The 22,734-nt window shown below is 53.4% G+C and carries 19 protein-coding genes; 14 read left to right on the top strand and 5 right to left on the bottom strand.

Going from position 1 to position 22,734, the window contains the following annotated elements; genetic code table 11:
* The 8 genes from ACI48K_RS11660 to ACI48K_RS11625 all read left to right on the top strand — a co-directional run.
* The coding region (locus tag ACI48K_RS11660) for a cellulose binding domain-containing protein (protein WP_475027773.1) at positions 1-938 on the top strand (938 nt) is incomplete at its 5' end.
* A gap of 89 nt (positions 939-1,027) precedes the next feature.
* Positions 1,028-2,920 (top strand): cellulase family glycosylhydrolase, encoded by a 1,893-nt coding sequence (locus tag ACI48K_RS11655; RefSeq protein WP_475027772.1) that lies wholly within the window; start codon positions 1,028-1,030, stop codon positions 2,918-2,920.
* A 130-nt stretch (positions 2,921-3,050) separates the two neighbouring features.
* Positions 3,051-3,938, top strand: coding sequence for a PhzF family phenazine biosynthesis isomerase (locus ACI48K_RS11650; protein WP_475027771.1), 888 nt, complete (start codon positions 3,051-3,053; stop codon positions 3,936-3,938).
* A gap of 18 nt (positions 3,939-3,956) precedes the next feature.
* On the top strand, positions 3,957-4,403 hold the full coding sequence (locus ACI48K_RS11645) for an aminoacyl-tRNA deacylase (RefSeq protein ID WP_475027770.1): 447 nt from the start codon (positions 3,957-3,959) through the stop codon (positions 4,401-4,403).
* 15 nt (positions 4,404-4,418) lie between these two features.
* On the top strand, positions 4,419-4,928 hold the full coding sequence (locus ACI48K_RS11640; RefSeq protein ID WP_475027769.1) for a GNAT family N-acetyltransferase: 510 nt from the start codon (positions 4,419-4,421) through the stop codon (positions 4,926-4,928).
* 173 nt (positions 4,929-5,101) lie between these two features.
* Entirely contained in the window at positions 5,102-5,968 is an 867-nt protein-coding gene (locus ACI48K_RS11635) for an NmrA family NAD(P)-binding protein (protein ID WP_475027768.1), read from the top strand.
* An 84-nt stretch (positions 5,969-6,052) separates the two neighbouring features.
* Positions 6,053-6,643: a TetR/AcrR family transcriptional regulator gene (locus tag ACI48K_RS11630; RefSeq protein WP_475027767.1), complete on the top strand. Its 591-nt coding sequence runs from the start codon at positions 6,053-6,055 to the stop codon at positions 6,641-6,643.
* Positions 6,644-6,672: 29 nt separating this feature from the next.
* Positions 6,673-7,782 carry a DNA alkylation repair protein gene (locus ACI48K_RS11625; RefSeq protein ID WP_475027766.1) on the top strand — a complete coding sequence of 370 codons (1,110 nt, stop codon included), beginning with the start codon at positions 6,673-6,675 and terminating at the stop codon, positions 7,780-7,782.
* 83 nt (positions 7,783-7,865) lie between these two features.
* Here the strand turns inward: ACI48K_RS11625 and ACI48K_RS11620 are convergent, their stop codons facing one another.
* From ACI48K_RS11620 to ACI48K_RS11600, 5 genes are read right to left on the bottom strand one after another with little or no spacing between them, the layout of a single operon-like run.
* Positions 7,866-8,453 (bottom strand): class I SAM-dependent methyltransferase, encoded by a 588-nt coding sequence (locus ACI48K_RS11620; protein WP_475027765.1) that lies wholly within the window; start codon positions 8,451-8,453, stop codon positions 7,866-7,868.
* Positions 8,450-8,668: a hypothetical protein gene (locus ACI48K_RS11615; protein ID WP_475027764.1), complete on the bottom strand. Its 219-nt coding sequence runs from the start codon at positions 8,666-8,668 to the stop codon at positions 8,450-8,452. Before ACI48K_RS11615 ends, ACI48K_RS11620 begins: the two co-directional genes overlap by 4 nt.
* A complete protein-coding gene (locus tag ACI48K_RS11610; protein WP_475027763.1) occupies positions 8,665-9,900 on the bottom strand; it encodes a glycosyltransferase family 4 protein in 1,236 nt (411 codons plus the stop codon). Before ACI48K_RS11610 ends, ACI48K_RS11615 begins: the two co-directional genes overlap by 4 nt.
* Before the next feature lie 13 nt (positions 9,901-9,913).
* Entirely contained in the window at positions 9,914-10,909 is a 996-nt protein-coding gene (locus ACI48K_RS11605; RefSeq protein WP_475027762.1) for an SDR family NAD(P)-dependent oxidoreductase, read from the bottom strand.
* Positions 10,899-11,555 carry a DUF1796 family putative cysteine peptidase gene (locus tag ACI48K_RS11600; protein WP_475027761.1) on the bottom strand — a complete coding sequence of 219 codons (657 nt, stop codon included), beginning with the start codon at positions 11,553-11,555 and terminating at the stop codon, positions 10,899-10,901. Before ACI48K_RS11600 ends, ACI48K_RS11605 begins: the two co-directional genes overlap by 11 nt.
* A gap of 241 nt (positions 11,556-11,796) precedes the next feature.
* On the opposite strand from ACI48K_RS11600, the gene ACI48K_RS11595 reads away from it, so the two are divergent.
* The 6 genes from ACI48K_RS11595 (at position 11,797) to ACI48K_RS11570 (ending at position 22,660) form a co-directional block, all read left to right on the top strand.
* Complete coding sequence (locus ACI48K_RS11595) at positions 11,797-12,549, top strand: hypothetical protein (RefSeq protein ID WP_475027760.1); 753 nt, start codon at positions 11,797-11,799, stop codon at positions 12,547-12,549.
* A gap of 120 nt (positions 12,550-12,669) precedes the next feature.
* Positions 12,670-13,152, top strand: coding sequence for an N-acetyltransferase family protein (locus ACI48K_RS11590; protein ID WP_475027777.1), 483 nt, complete (start codon positions 12,670-12,672; stop codon positions 13,150-13,152).
* A 22-nt stretch (positions 13,153-13,174) separates the two neighbouring features.
* On the top strand, positions 13,175-13,969 hold the full coding sequence (locus ACI48K_RS11585; RefSeq protein WP_475027759.1) for a nucleotidyltransferase domain-containing protein: 795 nt from the start codon (positions 13,175-13,177) through the stop codon (positions 13,967-13,969).
* Positions 13,970-14,001: 32 nt separating this feature from the next.
* A complete protein-coding gene (locus tag ACI48K_RS11580) occupies positions 14,002-14,877 on the top strand; it encodes an NAD-dependent epimerase/dehydratase family protein (protein ID WP_475027758.1) in 876 nt (291 codons plus the stop codon).
* 258 nt (positions 14,878-15,135) lie between these two features.
* Positions 15,136-19,386, top strand: coding sequence for a X2-like carbohydrate binding domain-containing protein (locus ACI48K_RS11575; protein ID WP_475027757.1), 4,251 nt, complete (start codon positions 15,136-15,138; stop codon positions 19,384-19,386).
* A 232-nt stretch (positions 19,387-19,618) separates the two neighbouring features.
* Positions 19,619-22,660: an alpha-mannosidase gene (locus tag ACI48K_RS11570; protein WP_475027756.1), complete on the top strand. Its 3,042-nt coding sequence runs from the start codon at positions 19,619-19,621 to the stop codon at positions 22,658-22,660.
* Positions 22,661-22,734: the final 74 nt, after the last annotated feature.

The raw sequence follows: 22,734 nt of genomic DNA, 5'->3' as shown, positions 1-22,734 counted from the left end.
GTACCGCCATCCCGAACGATGAAGGCAAGGGCTTCGACAGAATGTGCGATCCGACATACGTCAGTTCCAGCGGCGTATTGACCGGCGCTCTTCCGGGCGCTCCGGTATCCGGCCACTGGTTCCATAACCAGTTTGTACAGCTTGTTCAAAACGCTTATCCGGTAATTCCGACGAACGGCGGAGGCAATCCTAATCCAACGGTACCGGCAGCACCGGCCGGTTTGACTGCGACGGCGGGGAACGCGCAGGTCACGCTGAGTTGGACGGCGTCTTCCGGCGCTACAAGCTATAACGTGAAACGGGCGACGACCAGCGGCGGGCCTTACGCGGCCGTGGCAACGGGAGTGACCGCAACCGGCTATACGAATACGGGGTTAACGAACGGAACGGCTTATTATTACGTGGTGAGTGCGGTGAACAGTGCCGGAGAAAGCGCAAACTCGGCGCAGGCCGCCGCGACTCCGACGAGCGGCGGAACGGGCACGGGAAATTTGGCAGTGCAGTACCGTGCGGGGGATACGAACGCGGCCGACAATCAAATCAAACCTCAGCTCAATATCAAAAATAACGGTACGACCGCCGTTGATCTGAGCACCCTGAAAATCCGTTATTACTTCACGAAGGACGGCAGTCAGGATGTAAACTCCTGGATCGATTGGGCGCAAGTCGGCGGAGCGAATATTCAAAGAACGTTTGGCACCGTAACGGGCACGAACGCGGACACCTATGTTGAACTGAGCTTTACCGCTGCGGCCGGATCGATTGCCGCGGGTGGACAGTCCGGCGACATTCAACTGCGGATGTCCAAGACCGATTGGACCAATTTTGACGAAACCAACGACTATTCCTTCGATGCCACCAAGACGGCTTACGTCGATTGGGATCATGTCACCCTTTATCAAAACGGTACGCTCGTCTGGGGCGTAGAACCTAACTAAGGACAGCGCCGTTTGCCCGGCGTCTCCAAAGCGGGGAAGGCCTGGTCTTCCCCGCTTTTTATATCAAACCTTCGAAAGACGGTGAGCGTATGTTCAAAATCTTAACGAAAAGCTTGCTGATCGGTTCGCTGATTTTCAGTGCCATGGGGGTGGGTGTGTTCGGCCCGGAACCCCGACAGGCGGAAGCTGCCGCGAATTATTATCATACGTCGGGAAACCGGATCGTCGATTCCGCCGGAAATCCCGCAGTGTTCAACGGAATCAACTGGTTCGGGTTTGAAACGGCCAACTATTCGCCCCACGGTCTATGGACGAGGTCCATGGATGACGTGCTGGATCAAATCAAAGCCCACGGCTACAACCTGATCCGCCTTCCTTTTTGCAATCAGATGTTTGATGCCGGGTCGGTTCCGAACAGCATTGACTATGCCAAAAATCCGGATCTAAGAGGGCTGACTCCGATTCAGATTATGGACAAGCTGGTCGACAAGGCGGGAGCGCGCGGGATGAAAATATTCCTGGACCGCCATCGTCCGGATTCCGGCGGGCAATCCGAGCTATGGTACACCTCGGCTTATTCCGAACAGCGCTGGATCGACGACTGGAAGATGCTGGCCGCGCGTTATAACGGCAACGACACGGTGATCGGCGCCGACCTGCATAATGAACCCCACGGTTCGGCCAGTTGGGGAACGGGAAATCTCGCCACCGACTGGGAGCTTGCCTCGGAGCGGGCGGGCAACGCCATTTTGTCCGTGAACCCCAATTGGCTCATCATCGTGGAAGGCATTGAGAAAAATGTGCAGGGCTTCAGCGACGGTTATTGGTGGGGCGGCAACCTTAAAGGGGTCGCAAATCACCCGGTCGATTTGAGCGTTCCTAATCGGGTCGTGTATTCGGCCCATGATTACGGACCCGGCGTTGCCTCCCAGCCCTGGTTCTCCGATCCTTCCTTCCCCAATAATATGCCGGCCATTTGGGACGCGTATTGGGGATACATCAGCAAACAAAATATCGCTCCGGTTATCGTCGGCGAATTCGGCGGCCGCGGCGTGGACAAGAGCAGTGTCGAAGGCATCTGGCAGAACGGTCTGGTCGATTATATCGGGGCGAACAAGCTGTATTGGACGTACTGGTGCGTAAACCCGAATTCCGGAGATACGGGCGGCCTGCTTCTGGACGATTGGAACACCTGGAACGCTCCGAAGCAGGCGATGCTGGATCGGATCATGCAGCCGCTTAGCGGCGGCGGAAACGGTCCGACTCCGCCCGCCACGCCTGCCGGGTTAACGGCCGCGGCGGGCAACGGGCAGGTCGGCTTGAGCTGGTCGCCGTCTTCCGGGGCGGCAAGCTACAACGTGAAGCGAGCGAATGTCAGCAACGGTCCGTACACCACCGTGGCAACCGGAATTACGATCCCCGTTTTCACGGATCGCGGGCTTTCCAACGGCATAACTTATTATTATAAGGTCAGTGCCGTCAATGCGGCCGGTGAGAGCGCCGATTCGGCGCAGGCGTCGGCGACGCCGAAGGATGGGCCAAGCGTTCCATTGGGCAATCTGACTGTGCTTTATAAGGCGGCCGATACCAATGCGACCGACAGCCAGATCAAACCGTATTTCAAGATCAGAAATAACGGTTCGGCCGCGGTTAGCCTTAGCGACCTGAAGCTTCGCTATTACTTTTCCAAGGACGGTTCCGCAAGCGTAAGCGCTTGGGTGGATTGGGCTCAAATGGGAGCGGCGAACGTTCAGTCGGCCTTCACCGATACGTATGTGGAGCTTAGCTTCACGGCGGCTGCCGGGTCGATTCCGGCAGGCGCGGAGAGCGGCGAAATTCAGTTTCGGATGGCCAAATCCGACTGGTCCAACTTTAACGAAGCCAACGATTATTCTTTTGATCCGACCCAAATCAACTATGCGGATTGGGATAAAGTCACCCTTTATCAAGGCGATACCCTGGTATGGGGCGTAGAGCCTTAATCCATGCGTGCAACGCCGCGGCGGGGTCCCTTACAGGGAACCCCGCCTTTTTTTGTAGAAGGAATTGCGCGAGATCTCCCGAATTTCTATGGAACGCGCTCTGAAAATGAGGAGAGGAAGTGAGCTGGAAATGGCTCGGAGAACGGTTCTACATTACGATGCCTTTTCATCCCATGCCAATAAGGGAAATCCGGCAGGAGTAGTTCTGAATGCGGATGATCTGGATAAACTTCAAATGCAGGCCATCGCGGCAAAAATCGGATTTAACGAAACGGTTTTTGCCATGAATTCCGGCAAGGCCGATTTGAAATTGCGCTATTTTACGCCGGGTCATGAAATGAACTTATGCGGTCACGCCACGGTCGCGTCGATGTATTGCATGAAGCAGAGCGGCGCATTGGGCGATAAAGACAGTGTCACAATCGAGACGAACGCCGGCGTTTTGCCCGTTTCTTTTGAATCGGAAAACGATGAGCTTCGAATCACCATGAAGCAGGCTTTGCCCCGATTTATTCCGTTTCAAGGCTCCGTGCCGGAGCTTGCCGACAGCCTGGGCTTATCGGAGGATGACATCGATTCGTCCAATCCTGTCGTGTACGGAAGCACGGGAACCTGGACGCTGCTTGTCCCGATCAAAAGGCTGCACAGCTTTGGAAAAATGAATCCCGTTAACGAGCGGTTTCCCGATATATTAAAAGAAAGCCCTAGTGCCTCGGTGCATCCTTTTTGTCTGGAGACCTTCGATCCCAGGGCCATGATGCACGCGAGACATTTTTCCTCCCCTTATTCGGGAACCCAAGAGGATGCGGTAACCGGTACAGCTTCAGGCGTGATGGGGGCCTATTTGTTAACTTATCTCGACAAAACCGCCGGAGCTGCCGAGTTTATCGTTGAGCAGGGACATGAAATGAATAAGGACGGAAGGGTTATCGTTAAAGCTCGCCGTGCGGAAGGGCAAATCGAAGTGTTTATTTCCGGAACGGCGGTGTTTGTACGGGAAATGGATTGTGAAATATGAGATAAGGAGGCGCCCGCTATGGACAAGTTGATCTCCCTATTGGAGGAGAACCGGTTCGATTACGAGATTATCAGACACGACAGGCAGCTTCACACCGCTCGGGAAGGGGCCGATGCGTTGGGCATCGGAATTGGCGAGACGGCGCCGACCCTGATTTTGGCGACGGATGCGGGGTACTGCGCTTTAATCTTTTCCGGGGCTCGCGAACGCGTGGATTTGGACTTGGTAAAGCCAATCCTGGGGGCCGAACGGGTAAAAATGGCAAAGCCTCAAGAAGTTGAGCGATTGACGGGCAGCGCAATCGGAAGCGTATCGCTGATTCATTCGGACATACCGGCCGTTATCGATAAGAAGCTTTTTCAATTTTCATATATTTATGGAGGAACCGGCGTGCCGCAATCGACCCTTAAGATCCGGCCGGCGGATCTGGTAAAGATCAACAGGGTTGTCGGTTATATCGAATAAAGGGGGAGCATCACCATGATTTTGATCCGGCAGGCGAAGGTAGAAGACGCCGCGAAGCTTCTCGAACTACATAAGCAGATCGATGTTGAGACCCGGTTTATGCTGCTTGAACCGGAGGAAAGAACAACCACATTGGAGCGCCAGCGGGATATCATCCAAAGCGCTGCGGAATCGGATAATTCCGTAATATATGTGGCCGAGGACGAGGCCTGTAAGAAATTGGCCGGTTTCTTATCGGCGTCCGGCGGCGGTGCGAATCGCATACGGCACCGGGTTTATATCGTTGTCGGGATACTCGAAGAGTACGCAGGTCAAGGAATCGGAACGAAATTGTTCGAGGCGCTGGAAGCATGGAGGCAGAATGCGGGAGTTTCCCGGTTCGAACTAACCGTGATGGTCCACAATGAGCGAGCGGTGCATTTATACCGAAAGATGGGCTTTGAAATTGAAGGATTCAAAAAGAATTCCGTTGTGGTTGATGGAATTCCGGTTGATGAATATTGCATGGGGAAGGTTTTTGTCTAAAGCTTTTGACCAAGCCCATATTGCGGAAAGCTTAGAAAGGGAAGCCTAGCCAGGTTATACGGACCTGGAGGCTTCTTTTTTATTGCTATGATACAAAATTCAAATTATGTAACTTGTAATATGTAACTCGGCGTGATATGATGATCCCATACTAAATCAAAGGAGTGTTTGCTATGTACGCCATTATCGGAGTTACCGGACGGGTCGGCAGCGTAGCCGCCCGGCAATTGCTTGCTCAAGGGGAAAAGGTTCGGGCCGTTGTTCGCGATGCTCAAAAAGGGGAAGTTTGGGCCAAACGCGGAGCCGAGCTTGCCATAGCCGACTTGGAGGACTCTGTCGCTCTTAAGGCGGCCTTTACGGGAGTTGAAGGCGTCTTTTTGATGTTCCCGCCTTATTTTTATCCGCAGGAGGGATTTCCTGAAGTGCGCGTCCAATTGGCTGCGGTGATTGCGGCGCTCAAAGCGGCCCTGCCGCGCAAAGTGGTCGTATTGTCCTCGGTTGGCTCCCATCGTCCGGACGGTCTCGGGATCATTACCCCGCATACCTTTTTCGAGAGGGAAATCGGCGAACTGCCGTTGTCCAGCGCTTTTATCCGGGCCGCCTGGTTTATGGAAAATTCGCAGTGGGATGTCGCCGAAGCGAAAGAGCACGGAAAAATTTCAAACTGTTTGTTTCCGCTGGATCGTCCGATTCCGATGGTAGCAACGACGGATATCGGCGAAACGGCGGCCCGTCTTTTGCAGCAGGATTGGTCCGGAAAAAGGGTAATCGAGCTTGAAGGTCCTCGCGCCTATTCGCCTCTGGACATTGCGGAGATGGTATCCCGCAAACTGAATCGTCCGGTCGAAGCCGTCAGCGTACCGCGTGAGCAGTGGGAAGAGCAGTTCGTCCTGCAAGGCGCTGAAGCGGGGACCTGCGACGGCCGGATTGAAATGCTGGAGGGCTTTAATTCGGGTTGGATCGCCTTCGAAGGGGAAGGTACCGAGCGGGTGGTCGGCCATGTCTCGATGGAAGAAGTCCTTAACGGTATAATGAGCTGAAGTTACAAGTTATATCATTTGTTTTTGGTAAATCGTAACGGGGTATGATATGATCGGTTCGAATCAAGGAGGTGTGGATCTATTATGGCAGATGAAACGCTATCCAAAGAATTGATCCTGGATACAGCCGAGGCGGTTCTCCGTAAATATGGGCTTGCCAAATCGAACATGTCCGATGTCGCACGGGCGCTAGGCGTCAGCCACGCCGCTTTGTACCGGCATTATGACAATAAAGCCGCCTTGCGAAAGGCGGTCGTGGAACGGTGGATGCACGGTGCGCTTGAACCGCTGGAAGCCGCTGTGGCAAAGAAAGCTTCCCCGGAGAAAAGGTTGTACCTTTGGCTCTCCACTCTTCGCTCCTTTAAGCGGGAACGCGCCCGCAAGGATCCCGAACTGTTCGCGATGTACGCGTCGCTTGTCGCCGAGACGGAAGGTGTGCTGGAAATCCATGTGGAGCAGTTGCTCGATCAGCTCGAGTCCATTATTCAAGACGGTGTTTCTTCCGGTGATTTTACTTGCAAGGATTCGCGCCACGCCGCTTTGGCCGCCTTTTTGGCCACTTCGCGGTTTCATTACGCCGCTTTTGCGGCGGAGTGGGAGCTGCCTGATGCGGACGACCGCTTTGAAGCCGTGTGCGATCTGATAATAAATGGGTTGGCAAGCCGGAAGAAATAGCGTTCCATAAAGGACGAAGGAGGATAAGCATGGCAGAGACCTTAAAATCCATCTACAACGAATCGTTTTTGCAAGACTTGGGGCGGAAAATCCAATCGGTGTACCCCTCTTTCGAGACGAACAAGTTCGTAGCCGAAACGATGGATTCCGCTTGGGAAACGCTGGAGCTGAAAGCAAGGATGCGGCAAATTTCGCTGACGCTCGGAAAATATTTGCCCGCGAGCTTCGAAGAGGCGCTGGGTGTGATTTGTCAAATCGATAAGGAGTTTACTGGCTTCCCTTATCTGATCTTCCCCGATTTCGTTGAGGTGTACGGGACTGCGGAGAAAGACTGGCACCTGGCGATGGACTCTCTTGAACGCTTTACGATAGGATCTTCGGCGGAGTTCGCCATCCGTTCTTTTCTCATTCGCGATCCCGAGCGGACGATGAGCCGAATGCTCGCCTGGTCCAAGCATCCGAATGAGCATGTCCGGCGCCTGGCCAGCGAAGGCTGCAGGCCAAGACTGCCTTGGGGGCAGGCCCTTACGATGTTCAAACGCGATCCGTCTCCGATTTTGCCGATTCTGGAGCAATTGAAGGAAGACCCTTCCCTGTATGTGCGCAAAAGCGTGGCCAATAACTTGAACGATATCGCCAAGGACCATCCGGACCTGGTGCTGGAAATTGCCCGCCGCTGGAAGGGACATCATAAGGAGACGGACTGGATTATCCGCCACGGTTGCCGGACGCTTGTCCGCAAAGGAGGGCCGGAAGCGCTGGCCTTGTTCGGCTACGCGGCATCCAGCGGTGAGGAGCCGCTGGTCACTTCAGCCGCTTTGTCCTTAGTGCCGTCGTTCTTGTCCATAGGAGAAAGCGGAGAGCTTCAATACGAGATCGGCATCCGTGAAGGGGAACCCGTGCATATTCGGGTGGAGTACGGCATCGATTTCGTCAAAGCAAATGGCCGTACCTCCCGCAAGTTGTTTCTGTTGACGGATAAAACGGCTTCCGGAGGAACCCGCATGACGGGAGCCCGCATGCATAGCTGGGCGGAATTAACGACCCGCCGCCATTATCCGGGGACGCATTCCATTGTGCTCCTCGTGAACGGCGTGGAGGTCGCGCGTTCCTCGTTGGAGCTGCACGCTGCGAACTAAGCATACGGGTGCATGCAAGAAGGGGGCGTTTCCGAGCCGACGTTATTTTCCGGTCTCGGAAGCGTCCCTTTGCTTTCATGGAATTACGGTTTTGTGAACAAAACCATGGTTTCTTCGTTAGGCTTGCACTGCAAAGTATAAACCTTGATGGATTCGTGAGGGTGCGATACCAGCGCGGTCATCATTTGATTCCAATCGAAAAAGTTGTTCAAAAACCCGTTTTCCTGCTTCTTTTGATTGAACGTAATGGAACCGAGGCCATAGAAGAAGTTGACAAGCACATATTTGCGGCTCACGCGCAGCAGCTCCGAGAACCCTTTTTTCCAATCGTCCAGGTGATTCAGCACGTCCTTGCAGTATACGAACTGGAAGGCTCCGTCGGGAAAGGGGAGCTGGTGAATATCGGCTTTATAAAACTTCCCCTCCGGATACAGCTTCCGGCAGTGGCGAACCATCTGGGCCGTATAGTCCACTCCAACGTACCGGATGTCCGGCCGCGTCTGCACTGCGCCGACATAGTCCACGCCTGGACCGCATCCGACCTCAAGCATTTGCTTGATCTCCAGTTCCTGAAGAATCTCGCGATATTTGCTTCGGACGGGTTTGTTGTATCCTTCCTGTTCATCCTGCAGAAATTGATTCGTATTGACGGTATCCCAGTAATTGTTCATTCTTCTCCCCTCCAGACGTTGGCGTCCAACTCGGCTACGGCTTGATCCAGAACGTCTTCGGCCGTCCGGTCGGGAAGCCGGTACTCTTCGGGCAACGCGGCAACGATTCTATTCCAGACATGTCCGTCGACGATGACGAACTTTTCCATATCGTTCACGGGTTTCCCGAACAAGAAATTATAATTGTCTCCATTTACGAATAAATATTTGCTCATCTTCGCCCCTCTTCCCGTTTCAAAAGCGCATTTTCATAGATCTCCAGGTAACGTTCGACCATCAGGTCAAGACTCCAGTGTTCCGTAGCCCAAGCCTTGGCTTTCGCGCCCATTTTTTCTCTAAGTTTATCGTTTCCGAGCAACAGGTCCATCTGATCGCTTAGGCTCTGAATATCGCCTACGGGGCTGATCATTCCGGTCTCCCCATGCTCGACCATTTCGGGCAGGCCTCCAGCATCGCTGACGATGACCGGCAGGCCGCTGATTTGGGCCTCAATAACCGATAAAGGCTGGTTATCGAGCAGGCTGGGCTGGAGAAACAGATCCGCGGCTCGCATCAGGAACGGAATGTCGTCCCTGCGTCCCCAAAAAACGAGGTCGTCCTCAAGCCCCAAGCTCTGGCATTGAGATCGCATCTTGACTTGCAGGTCCCCGTCGCCGATCATCCAGCAAACCCAATCGTTTCGTTTCTTCTTGAGCTCGCCTAGAGCATCGATAATATGATGAACGCCTTTTTGCTCGATGAGCCGGCCGGCATACATAATCACTTTTTTGCCTTCCGGCCTCTGGACATCGGGGGAAGCCGTGTTTGCCCGTTTCAGAAAAGCGGTTTGATCATACCCATAGGGATACCTTTTGATGTTGTCCGCCGGAACTCCGAATTCCCCGTTCAAAATCCGCTCCAGCCATTGGTTTGCGACGATCACCGTTTCGGAAGAGGAAGCGCCGGCGTGCTCAAGAGCGCTGAAATAAGCTCTGGCCACGGGGCCGGTCGAGGATTTGTGAAAGGTCTCGAGCTGGCGTTCCACTTCATGCGCCACGCTGCCGTGCAAAGATGCGACCAGGGCCGTTTTGTCCGAACGGACGCGCTGGATACAAGCGGCGGCGATGACGTCCTGCGTATGAATCACATCGTAATAATTGATGTTTAAATAAGCGGCAGCAAGCTCAAACAAATAACGCTCCATCTCGGTATATAGAACCAGCGAATTGCGGTGGATGGACGGATATGCCAGGATGTTGAGCTTCTCCGTAAGGAGAGGGCGGAGCTTGCTTTTCAAGATTTCCGCTTTATCCAGGATCGAGATGAAAGTGCTGCCCGGGTCTCCGCCGTTCCCGAGCAGGTCCACTTCATGTCCCCGGGCCTGAAGCTGCTTTTGGAGCTGCAGCATAAAGGGCCAAACTCCTCCGACATGCGGAATGGCCCAGTAAGTGGCTAACAGTATTTTCATAAACTCATCATCCTTATGATAAAAATCCGCCGGATTGCAGCATCTGTCTGATTTCTTCCTTGCTGATCAAATCCGTTTCGGAGGTGTAGCTTTTTGCCTTCACGCGTGGGTAAGAAGCGTAGAAACTCAGGTTCTCCCCGCTTTGTACGGACGGGAGCACAATGAAATACCGCTTGCCGTCCTTTTCGTACAGTACCGTATTAGGGACTTCGTAGTCCGAGATCAAATACTCGTGCAGCTTTTCGCCCGGTCGTATTCCGATTACTTCGATTTTGTCGTCCTTGCTTCCGTATTTTTCTTTGATGACCTCGGCCAATTCCAGAATTTTGCAGGCCGGCATGTCCGGGAGGAAAACTTCTCCGCCTTTCCCTTCCTCGAGTGCATCAAGCACAAGGTCCGTTGTGACTTCGTTCGTGACAAAAAAACGGGTCATTTTCAGATCGGTAAGCCCTATTCGTCCTTGATGCTTGATTTGGTCTTTGAAAAGGAGAACGACGCTTTCGCTCGTACCGATGACATTGCCGCTGCGAACCGACAGAAAACGGGTGTCCTTGCCGATGGTATCGGCATATTGGATCAGTTTTTCTCCGATCGATTTGGTGAGCCCGTAAAAGTTGCTGGGATTCGCCGCTTTGTCGGAGGATACGTTGATTACTTTTTTTACCTTGTTATGGATGGCCGCTTCGATGACATTCTGCACGCCGATGACATTGGTTTTCATGGCCTCGTAAGGCTGCTCCTGACAGATGTTCACATGCTTGAGAGCCGCCAGATGCAGAATATAGTCGATGCCGCCGCATGCTGCCGTAATCGCTTCTTTGTCGCGGATGTCGCCCACGATGAACGTCAGCCTGGGATCGTTGAACTCCCTTTGCATTTTCACTTGCTGGGATTCGTTGCGGGAAAATACAACAAGTTTGTTCGGATTCCAGGTTAACAGCTTGCGTACGAGTCCATATCCCCAAGAGCCGGTGCCTCCGGTCAGCAAAAAAGAGCGATTATATTCCATATTGCCCACCTCTAGTAAGGTCCTTCACGTAGTGAATTCCACTTAAAATTTGCTTCCAATGATAATCGTTGCCCATCCAGATCTCCCGATCGGACAATTGGACGGTACATGTTTTTTCGAGCGGCCAGTCGATTTCCACAATCCCTTGCGATTGAGAATGGTTGACGAGCAGGATTGAAAAGTCGTTTTTCACCGCTTTTTTTAAGGTTTTCTCGATCAACTTCGCTTCGTTCAGAGTCGCTTCCGTTCTCACGAAGAGAATGCGTTCGCTGGTTGTTATTTTTTTCATAAAACGCTCGATTCTTCGATCATATTTGGCTTTGACTTCAGGATAAGTCGCCAGATGGGTCACCGTATTCGGCCCCAATTTATAGTCGTGGTTGAAAATCAAAGAATTGGCGTCGTCATAAATCCAGATCATCCCGTTTTCCGTTAAGCCGCCCACGCGCAGGTTTTTTTGCTCCATGAAACCGGAGAAACCGTTCGCGATCAGGTTGCAAAGGTCCTCGACGTTTTTTGAAGCGAGCCAGTCGAACACGCCCGCATAAGGCCGCAGGTTGTTTTTCTCAAGCTGCAATGACGACAAGCAAAGGTCTCCCAAACTAAAAATAGCATCGTAGCTCCCTTTTAATTCCGCCAGTTTCATTTACAATCTCCTTTCTGCAAATCTTCCGGCTCCGCCGTTTGCCTTTTCTAATAAGCCCACCTCACTTTCTCCGTCGTATTATTATGAAATGCAATCTCGGTCTCGAATGCTTGGGTATGTATATTATTCGTTAAAAAGATGCTAGTTTTTACTAATTAAAGGTATATGTGCCAAACGCTAATCCCCCGTCAATCATAGAGTAGTAGAGAAAGGAAAATCAGATCAGGAAAGAGCTGAGAAAATGACAGTGCGAATATTGCTTACAGGGATTCCCGAAAGCGGGATTGAAGTTTTGTATCCTTTTATGGCGAAGATGCCGCTTCTCGGGCGAGGAAAGTGGCTCAATCAATGGGAGGAGGACGTACGGGACAGCTTGGGTCAAATGGAAGCGGGGGAAATCCGGCCGGGATACGTGTACTACAGCGAAACGATGCGGCAATTTCTTAATGAGCGCCATATTCGCAGAGTGTTTATTTTGCGGGATCCGCGGGATATGATCGTCAACATGATCTTTTCCATCATGAATAATCCTTTGCATGAACACTACGAATACTTTAATCATCATTACGAAACGATGGAGCAGCGGGTTTCGCAGCTCGCCACAGGCTTTATGGAGAGCAGGAAGGTGTCCAGAAGCTACGGACTTTCGCAAATCGGCTATGGCAAGACCAACGAATATTACAATCAGTATTTGCGATGGATTGAAGACCCGCAAACCCTGGTCATCCGTTATGAGGATCTGGTTGCCGGCCGCGACAAACTGCTGAGCGAGCAGACCCGTCTGATCGATTACTTGTGGGAAGATTTGCGGGACGGCGGAATTCCGAAAGACCGGTATAAGAAGCGGGTGTCGCGCATCAAGCTTTGGGAGAACCAGAGCGTCCCCCAAGGGGAGTGGCGCAAATACTTCACGGAGGAAACCAAAAGCAAGTTCAAAAAATCGGCCGGAGAGCTGTTGATTTATTTAGGGTACGAAGAAGATTTTGATTGGTAATATCGGCGAAAACTGCCCCTTCATCCCCTAGGAACATAATGGTATAATCACGGGAAGCACAAAAACATCCAAGCTAGGGAGGAAACCTGCGTGAATCATTCAAAGCCGGAAATTCGGGAGATGGAATTTCTGAGCCTCGGGGATGTGGAGCAGTTGGCCGATTTATTGATCAAGGTCGTTCAGGACGGCGCCTCCGTCGGTTTTCTTCCTCCGCTTGCCCGTGACGAAGCGATCCTCTATTGGCAGGAGGTTCTTGGTCCCGGCGTGATTCTCTGGACTGCCGTGAAGGATGACCGGATCGTAGGCGCCGTGCAATTGCAGCTTGCCTTGAAGCCCAATGGTCTGCACAGGGCCGAAGTGGCCAAGCTTATGGTGCTGCCGCAAGAACGGAAGCAGGGCATTGCAAGGCGGCTTATGCGGACTCTGGAGGAACGGGCTATCCGCGAAGGCAGAAGCTTGCTGGTCCTTGATACAAGGATGGACGATCCGTCGAACTTGCTGTACCGCTCGCTTGGATATGTGGAGGCCGGACGGATTCCGGGGTATGCCAAATCCGCAAACGGAGAACTGGATGCCACGGTTATTTACTATAAGCCGGTCTAGTGCCAAAACATTCTGAAATGAGGTGTTTCCCATTTTCAAGCATCATGAAGAATCGATTCAAAAGCTTGCAGGCAAGCTTAGCCAAAGGGACGATATTTTGGCGCTGCTGGTTTCCGGCTCCATTGCCCACGGATTTGCCAAGCCCTCCTCCGATGTGGACATCATGATTGTCGTTTCGGAGGACGATTACGCTAAACGGTTAAGCTCCGGGGAAATCCACTACTGGGAGTCGGAGTCAACCGCCTACGACTCGGGTTACGTTGATGGCAAGTACATCTCTCGCAGCTTTATGGAGAGCGTTGCCGAAAAGGGCAGCGAACCGGCGCGCTTCGCCTTCGAAGGAGCGATTTTGGCCTTTTCAAAGGCAGAAGACATGGAAGAATTGCTGACGAGAATCGTCCGCTATCCCGTGGAGCGGAAACCGGAGAATCTGGCGCGGTTTTTTGCCCAATTGGAAGCCTGGAAATGGTACTGCGCCGAGGCTTTCAAGCACGATAACCGCTATTTGCTGCAGCATTCGGTAAACAATTTGGCGCTGTTCGGCGGGCGCATGATTCTGGCCTATAACGAGCAATTATACCCTTATCATAAATGGTTTCTTAAAGTACTGGAGAAAGCGCCGCGCAAGCCGGAGGATTTCATGAACCATCTGGATCGTTTGTTGAAGGAGCCTTCCGAGGAGAATATCGAAGCTTTTTATAACTCCGTTAAAAATTTTACCGATTGGGGAACCGATCCGGTAAGCTGGCCCGCCAGATTTATGGAGGACAGCGAATTGAACTGGCTGCACGGCTTCACACCGATCCAGGATATATAACACAGTCAAAGGATCTATACGGGGGGATTGAGATGGCGATTCTGATTACCGGCGCGGCGGGGTTCATAGGCACCGGACTTGCGGACAGGCTGAAAGGGCGGCACGATGTTATCGGTTTATCCCGGAGCAGGCCCAAGGCCGACATTCCTTGGGTGAAAGGAACGTTCGAAAGTATCGAAGATTTGCACAAGCTGGATGAATACGACATTACGTCGGTTGTCCATCTTGCGGCGGTAACCGGGGGCGCTTCCGAAGACAGCGCGCTCACCGTCAATGTGCTTGGTACGGGAAAGCTTCTCCGCTATTTGCTGGACCGGGGCTGTCGCAAATTCGTGCTTGCCAGTTCAATTGCGGTGGCAGGCTGCCTGGATGAACGCTTTTTGCCGCTTCGTTTTCCGATCGCCGACGACCATCCTTGCCTAGCAACGGATGCTTACGGGATGAGCAAGGCATTGGTGGAAGAACTGGTCGGCTATTTTGGCAGATTATATCCTGACGCGGATTTCACCCAATTGAGATTCGGCGCGGTGCATCCGGATAGTTGGGTGCCGGAACCTGTTGGTCCGAATACGCCGCTTCCCGTTCCGATCACGATGCTGACTCGCGTACTGGCTTCCGACGTGCTTGACGCGGTGGAAAAGTCGCTGTTTGCCGAACGTTCAGGCACCCGCGTGTATAATGTGGTGGGGCCCGATTCCAGCTGCGACGCCCAGACGGTGGAGATGCTTCGGGCGATTTATGGCGAGGCTGCTTTGAAGGAGTTCGATTTCTCATATTACGAACGGCCCGGCAACGAACACAAGCCATTATTTGCTTCGGATAAAATCCGCGAGGAGCTCGGCCATGAATCCGTGATGACGACGATTCCGCATTTGAGAAACCGCGATTTGGCACAAAATGCAAAATAATCATTCCGATGGAAATCTCGTGAAACCCCCGATTTGCCCCGGCAAATCGGGGGTTTCTTATGCGTTTCAGATGATCTATCGGACGAACTGTACCTGGCCGGCGGGAAATGTACCTACCTTCCGGACATCGTAAAACATAAAATGGGAATCGTGGAAAGCGCTATCAAAAGAGATAAATGATAGGCGCGCCCGAAGAAGAGGAGAGAATCAAACTGAAAATGTATCATCCCATAATATAAACCGGAAAGGAGCAATTTGATGAACCGATTTTGGAGCAAAACGAAGCTGTTGTTGTTGACCCTGATTGTTTTATCAACCCAGATCGCAGTCTTTGCGCCGAATGCGCCGGCCGCCAAGGCCGCCGACAATGGTCTGGCCCAGAAGCCGCTGATGGGCTGGAGCAGTTACAGCATGCAGGTGTTTGAGAACGGGAGCTGGATCACCGCCGAACAAATCAAGGCCCAATCCGATGCGATGCATGAGAAGCTTCAGTCCCATGGGTACAACTACATCAACATCGATGCCGGGTGGAACGGAGGGATGGATGAATATGGTCGGCCGACGCCAAGCACGACGCTGTATCCGGACGGATTTCAGGATGTGATTGATTACGTACACGCCAACGGGCAAAAAATCGGCATCTACATGATCCCCGGACTTTCTCCGCAGGCGTATGAAGCGAACCTTCCGATTTACGGCACAGACAATCAATGCCGTATGCAGGATATCGCGGCCCAGCCGTTGAGACAGGCGGATTATTGGGGCATCGGCTATAAAATCGATTTCAGCAATCCCTGCGCCCAGAAATACATCGACTCCATCGCCGATGAACTGGCTTCTTGGGGGATTGATTTCGTCAAGTTTGACAGCGTCACTCCGGGCTCCGGGCACAACGATACTTCCATCGACGCGCGGGACGACGTTAAAGCGTGGTCCCAAGCTCTCAGCCGGCACCACATCTGGTTTGAACTCTCGTGGGCGCTGGACCACAATTACGTAGACACGTGGAAAAAATACGCCAACGGATGGCGGGTCGATTGGGACGTGGAGAGCTATCAGACCGGCGTTTCTTTAACGACCTGGGCCAATATCGCCCGGTTGTTCCCCGACGCGGCATTGTGGTGGCGGGATGCGGGCCCTGGAGGCTGGAACGATTTCGATTCGCTGGATATCGGCAACGGAGCGATGGACGGCCTTACGATGGACGAGCGGCAGACGGCCATGACGTTATGGTCGATTTCTTCGGCGCAGCTCTATACGGGCAATGACTTGACCAATCTGGATGATTACGGCCTCTCTCTGCTGACGAACGACGAGGTTATCGCCGTCAATCAGGCGGGGCGCCCGGCGCATCCCGTGTCGATGGATACGGATAAGCAGGTATGGTATGCCAATAATGGCGACGGGACTTATACGGTTGCCTTGTTCAACTTGAGCGGCGCGCCCGCGGCGGTATCGGTCAACTGGAGCGATATCGGGCTGACCGGTTCCGCTTCGGTGAGGGATTTATGGAGCCACAGCGAACTCGGCACTTTCACGGACGGCTACGGCGTATCCGATTTGGCGCCGCACGCTTCCCGGTTGTTTAAGGTGACTTCGCTCGGCGGTCTGTCCGCCGTCAACGACGACGATACGGGCATCAGGTACACTGGAGCCTGGGAGCGCAACGGAGGCAAGGAACTGGTAGAGCCGCAGCAAAATCTGGTTGTGGCAATCGAGGACTCCGTGACGCAAAACAGCAGCTTGAATCCGTCCGAAGCGACCTTCGATAAGAAAGCGGACGCTCAAGCGGATCTTACGACGACTCTGGCGTTGAACGGGAACGGCCTGACCGGGATTTCGAACGGCGGGCGGGCGCTTCAGCCCGATCAGGATTACACGATCTCGGCCGACCAGGTTGTTTTGAAGAAGGAATATTTGTCTACCTTGCCGCTTGGCACGGCATATCTCACGTTTTCCTTTAGCGGGGGGAAGGCGCAAACCTTCGTGGTTACGGTTACCGATTCGACAGTGCGGGACAGCGAGATCAACCCCACGCTGGTCAGCTTCGATAAGAACCGCCAGAATCAGCACGACGTAACGGCAACGCTGGCTCTGAACGGAAACGATTTGACCGGCATTACCCATGAAGGGACGGCATTAATCCCCGATACCGATTACAAACTGTCGGGCGATCAGTTGATTGTGAAGAAGGATTTTCTGGCCGGACTGCCTGCCGGGATGACAACCCTGGTGCTGTCGTTCAGCTCGGGTGCGGATCGGAGCTTGACGGTGGCAGTCAGCGATACGTCTAGGGGCGCGGTTAAAATCCTGAATGACAACGACCCGGACATTGTATACTCCGGAGCGTGGAGCGTGAGTACCAGCCGCAACCTTGGCGATTACAAGGACGATGTTCATTACGTGGAACGGGAAAACGACTATTTCGAGTATACCTTTAACGGGACAGGCATCGAATTCATCACCGAAAAAGACCCTTCCCAAGGCGATATCGATATTTACGTGGACGGAGAGTTCAAACAAACGGTCAGCACACACGATCTTGGCCGTTCGGCCCAGCAAACCGTCTACACGGTTTCCGGTCTGGAGAACGGGACGCATACTTTAAAGGCCGTGAAGAAGACCGGATTTTTCATGCTGTTGGATAAATTGCGGATCATGCTGCCCGATTTGATCAGTCCGGATGCGGCCGAATTTGATAAAAGGGCGGACGCCCAGGCGGATTTGACGGTTTCGGAAACGCCGGACGGCGGCTCGCTTGGCCTGACCGGCATTGCACATGACGGAACCGCTCTAACTCCTGAGACCGATTACGCCGTTTTGAACAATCAAATCACGCTGAAAAAGGAATTTCTGGCCGCACTTCCGCTTGGGACGGCAAATCTTGAGTTTTCCTTCGGCTCGGGGGCCACGCAAAACCTGGTCGTCTCGATTCTTGATACGGACTCGCCAAACAGCACGATCAGCCCTAATTCCATCAGCTTCAATAAGAAAACGACGGAGCAGGCGGATGCCGCAATCGACCTGGAACTGAACGGGAACGAGCTTACCGGCATCACGGACAATAACGGCCGTGCGCTGATTCCGGGGCAGGACTACATTTCGTCCGGCAATGAGGCGGTGATCAAGAAGGAATATCTTACTTCTCTGCCGCTTGGCGCCGCGAGCCTGACCTTCCATTTCAGCTCGGGGGCAGACGGATTGCTGGCCTTAACAATTAGCGACACCTCGCCCACTTTAAGTCCCGCGGCGCTCAGCTTTGACCGCAAGGCTTCGGAGCAGGCGGACTTATCGACGGCCATGACGCTGCGCGGGGACAGCTTTGCAGCTATCTCCTACGGCGATAACGCATTGATTCCCGGCACGGATTACGTGGTCTCCGGCGATCAAGTCACGTTCCGGAAGGAATTCCTGGCTGCCTTGCCGCTTGGGGTCGCGAACCTGACCTTCACCTTCGGTTCAGGCGCCACCGGGACGCTGCCGGTGGTGGTCAGCGAATCTTCCAGGGGACGTCTGGTGACCGTCAACAACAGCGAATCCGGGATTTTCTTCACGGGGTCTTGGAATTCCTCGCGGAACCGTGGGCTTGGCGATTATCAAGATGATGTTCAGTTCACCGAGAAGAACGGGGATTATTTTGAATACGCGTTTACGGGAACCGGCATCGAGTTCATTTCGGAAAAAGATACTTCACAGGGAGATGTCGACATCTATGTGGACGGCGAGTTCAAGCAAACGCTCAGCACGTACAACCCTGTGCGAATGACTCAGCAAGCCGTGTACAGCATTACCGGTTTGCCTTATGAAACTCATACCCTGAAGGCGGTTAAAAAATCGGGTTCCTACATGCTGCTCGATTCTTTGCGAATGATCCTGCCGGATTTGATCGGGCCGGATACGGCCGTGTTTGACAAACAAGCGGCGAATCCGGAGGATCTTACGGTAACTCTGGCGCTGGATGCCGGAAACCTGAAGGGCATCTCGAATCAGGAAACCGAGCTGGTTCAAGGCACGGATTATACGGTAGACGGCAATACGGTTACGATCAAGCGGGATTATCTTGCCGCACAGCCGGTCGGAACGGCTTATCTCGCATTTTCATTCACGGGAAATTATCAGGAAGATGTGCACTTCACCGCCGCGGATGGCGACTTTATGGAGTACGCATTTAAGGGAACGGGAATACGGCTCATCACCGATAAGGGACCGGAACAAGGAAACATGAAGATCTATGTGGACGGTAAGCTGAAAAAAACGGTTAGTGCCTATGCTCCCGAACGATTGACGCAGCAGACGCTGTTCAGCATCGACGGACTTTCCGCCGGTTCACACACCCTGAAGGTCGTGAAAACATCGGGAGCCTTCATGATCGTGGACAAATTGGTTTACAGCACCATCGGTACCCCATCCAAACCGGACAAACCGGACAAACCGGACAAACCGGACAAACCGGACAAACCGGACAAGCCGGACAAGCCGGATAAGCCGGACAAACCCGGTAAACCGTAAATAACTGGCCGAAAAGCGCGAGCGAAGGGTTCGAGTATCCTTCCGCTTGCGCTTTTTGCTTAGGCGGCATTCACGGGAGAAGGGGACGAGTGCTGCGGAATTGTCCCTTAGATAGGCGGGTAAATGTACGGGATTGGGCGGAAATGTACCTACCTCCCCGGTAGCGCTCCGCTTAAAATATTACCTGTGGTAAGCGCTGTCAAATATATCTGCGAAGAAAAGAGGGAGACCCGTGGCACTGGCGAAAGAGTATTTTTTTCATGTCGAGAAGTGGCTGGGAGATCAAAACAAGCATGTATTCCGGTCTTTGGAGGAGCCAGAGTTCCAATATACCGTTACGGACGAATGGGTTCCATACGGGGAGGCCGTAAATAAGGAATTCGCGCCGATAAAACCCGGCTCAGAGTGGGGCGAAGCCTGGCGATACGGATGGTTCAAAGGAACCGTAGTTATACCGCAGGAAGCCGAGGGGAGTCGCGTAGAAATTCAGCTCCGGCTAGGCGGAGACAGTACGGTGTACGTAAACGGCAAGCTGGCGGGAGCCGCCGACTGGCAGCATCCCGGAATTACCTTGACGCGGGCGGCTGTTCCAGGAGAAACCTTCGAGATCCTCGCCGAAGCCTACGCGGGCCAAAATAAGGAGCAGAAACCAGTGTACGAAGGCGCCCGTCTGGTTCTTGCCCATGAAGAGTTGTATCAGTTTTATATCGATCTGAACACCTTGTTCCAATTGCGAAACGGCCTGGATGCCGGTTCCTTGCGCGTCAGCGAAATCGACAAGGGCTTCCTGCGGCTGATCCGGGAGCTGGATTGGAATCTGGCCGACCGGGAGCCGGAGATGCTCGCGAAACAAGGAAGGGAGATTTTGCAGCCGCTTCTGGAATGCGTAAACGGATCGACGGCTCCCAAGCTGTTCATGATGGGACAATCCCACCTGGATATTGCCTGGCTGTGGCCGCTGGAGGAGACGAAGCGCAAAATCGCCCGCACTTTTTCGAATCAACTGGCTTTGCTGGATGAATATCCCGAGTATCGCTACACGCAGAGTCAGCCCTTTTTATTCAGCCTGGTCAAGGAACTGTACCCGGAAATGTACGAGCGCATCAAGCGTTACGTGAAGGAAGGACGGATTATTCCGGAGGGCGGGGCCTGGGTTGAGCCGGACACCAGCATGCCTAGCGGCGAAAGCCTGGTTCGCCAATTCCTGTACGGCAAGCGTTTCTTCCGGGAGGAATTTGGCGTCGACAACAAGATGCTGTGGCTGCCGGACGTGTTCGGATACTCCGGAAGTTTGCCTCAGATTATGCGCAAGTGCGGGATCAACTATTTTGCCTCCGTCAAAATGTTCCAGACCTATCACAATATCGTCGATCCTTTTCCTTATAACACGTTCACCTGGGAAGGCATCGACGGCTCCGAGGTGCTGGTGCATCTGATGGATTACGGTCCTTTCCCCAATCCGGCCGACGTCGCTTATGCCCTGTTCCAATGGAATGAACGAATTCAAAAACAGGACATATCAACCCGGCTCGTGCAATTCGGTTACGGAGACGGGGGCGGAGGAGCTAACCGCAAGGATCTGGAATCGCTGAGACGGATGGAAAACCTAGAGGGAGTGCCTCTTACGGAAATCAGCTCTCCGCTGGATTATTTCGAGGACCTGCAGCGGCGCGGAGTGCCGGACGCCCGTTATCGCGGCGAACTGTATTATCCGGCGCATCGCGGTACGCTGACGACGCAGGCCGGGATGAAGAAGGGCAACCGGCTCGGGGAATTTAAGCTCCGGGAAGCCGAGATGTGGAGCACGCTCGCCGCTCTGGAAGGGAAGCTGCCTTATCCGAAGCGGCAATTGGACGAAGTTTGGCGGAAGCTGCTGCTTCTGCAGTTCCACGATATCTTGCCCGGCAGTTCGATTGCTCGGGTGCATGAAGAGGCCAAGCGGGATTTCGACGAGATCGCGCATACGGCGGAAGGCATGGCCCTTCGGGCCGCATCGGCGTTGACCGACGGTACGGAAGGAGCGGTTACGTTCTTTAATTCCCTGCCGTGGAAGCGTACGGCTGTCGTTGAGCTGCCGCAAAGCTTTGAGGGTGCCGCCGCCGCAGTTTACGGAGAGAAACTGCCCGTTCAGCATGAAGAGGATATGAGATACGTCCGGGTAGAGCTTCCGGCTCTGGGATTTGCCTCCGTTCAATCGGCACCGGCCGGCAACGTGGAGCAAGAGGTTATCGTGACGGAACGGTCGCTCGAAAACCGTTGGATGAAGGTTGCCTTAAACGAATACGGGGAAATCGCGAGCATATTTGACAAAGAAACCGGTCTGGAGTGGACGAACGGGCCAAGCAACCGGTTCCTGATGTACCGGGATCAGCCTTCCGGGTTTGACGCTTGGGAAATCGACCGCCGTTATGCCGATGCTCCGGTGGATTTGCCGGAGCGGGCGACACTCGCCGTCGCGGCGGCAGGGCCGCTGTTTGGAACCATTCGGGTGCAGCGGAAGCTGCATCAGTCCGAGCTGATTCAGGATATACGCCTGGAAGCCGATAGCCGGAGCGTGGAGTTCCGCACGAAGATTCATTGGCAGGAAAAACACAAGCTTCTTAAAGTGTGCTTCGATGTTGACCTTTGGGCAAACGAACATTTGAACGAAATTCAGTTCGGATATGCGAAACGGCCGACCCACCGGTCCCGTCCCCATGACGCGGACCGGTACGAGGTCAACCAGCATAAATGGTCGGCTCTGGTTGAAGGAGATCGCTGTTTTTCGCTGCTGAATGACTGCAAATACGGGCTCAACGTGGACGGCAAAAAAATGAACCTCACCCTGCTCCGTTCGCCTTCCGATCCCGATGAGCACGCGGATGAGGGCTGGCATGAATTTACCTACGCTTTTCATTTATGGAACAAAGGCTTCATGAGCAGTCCTGTCGTACGCGAGGCTTACGAACTGAATTGTCCTCCGCTTGTCGTTCCCGGAAAGGTCAGTCGCCCCTTTGAATTTGTGCAATTTAGTGGGTTGAATGTCATATTGGATACGATTAAAATGGCGGAAGACGGATCGGGGGACTGGATCGCCAGACTGTATGAAGCTAAAGGGGCGGCTGCCCGCTGCCGTATAGGTTTTCATACGGAAATTGCCGGAATCGCGGAAACGGACATGCTGGAAGAACATGAGCTTGGCCTGCAGCCGACACTCATAAATTCCCAGGAAGCACAGCTTAATTTCGCTCCCTTTGAGGTCAAAACGCTTCGCGTTTCTCCACGGCGTCCGTAAAAATCTGTCCGGTCGAAACCCCAGTCTGCCAAGGAACCTTTTAAACGACCGATTTTCACTTGATGGGTGAGGTG

It is taken from the genome of Paenibacillus terrisolis, from assembly GCF_056171975.1.
The sequence above is the reverse complement of the archived record's forward strand: the minus strand, read 5'-3'. Positions and strand labels throughout refer to the sequence as shown.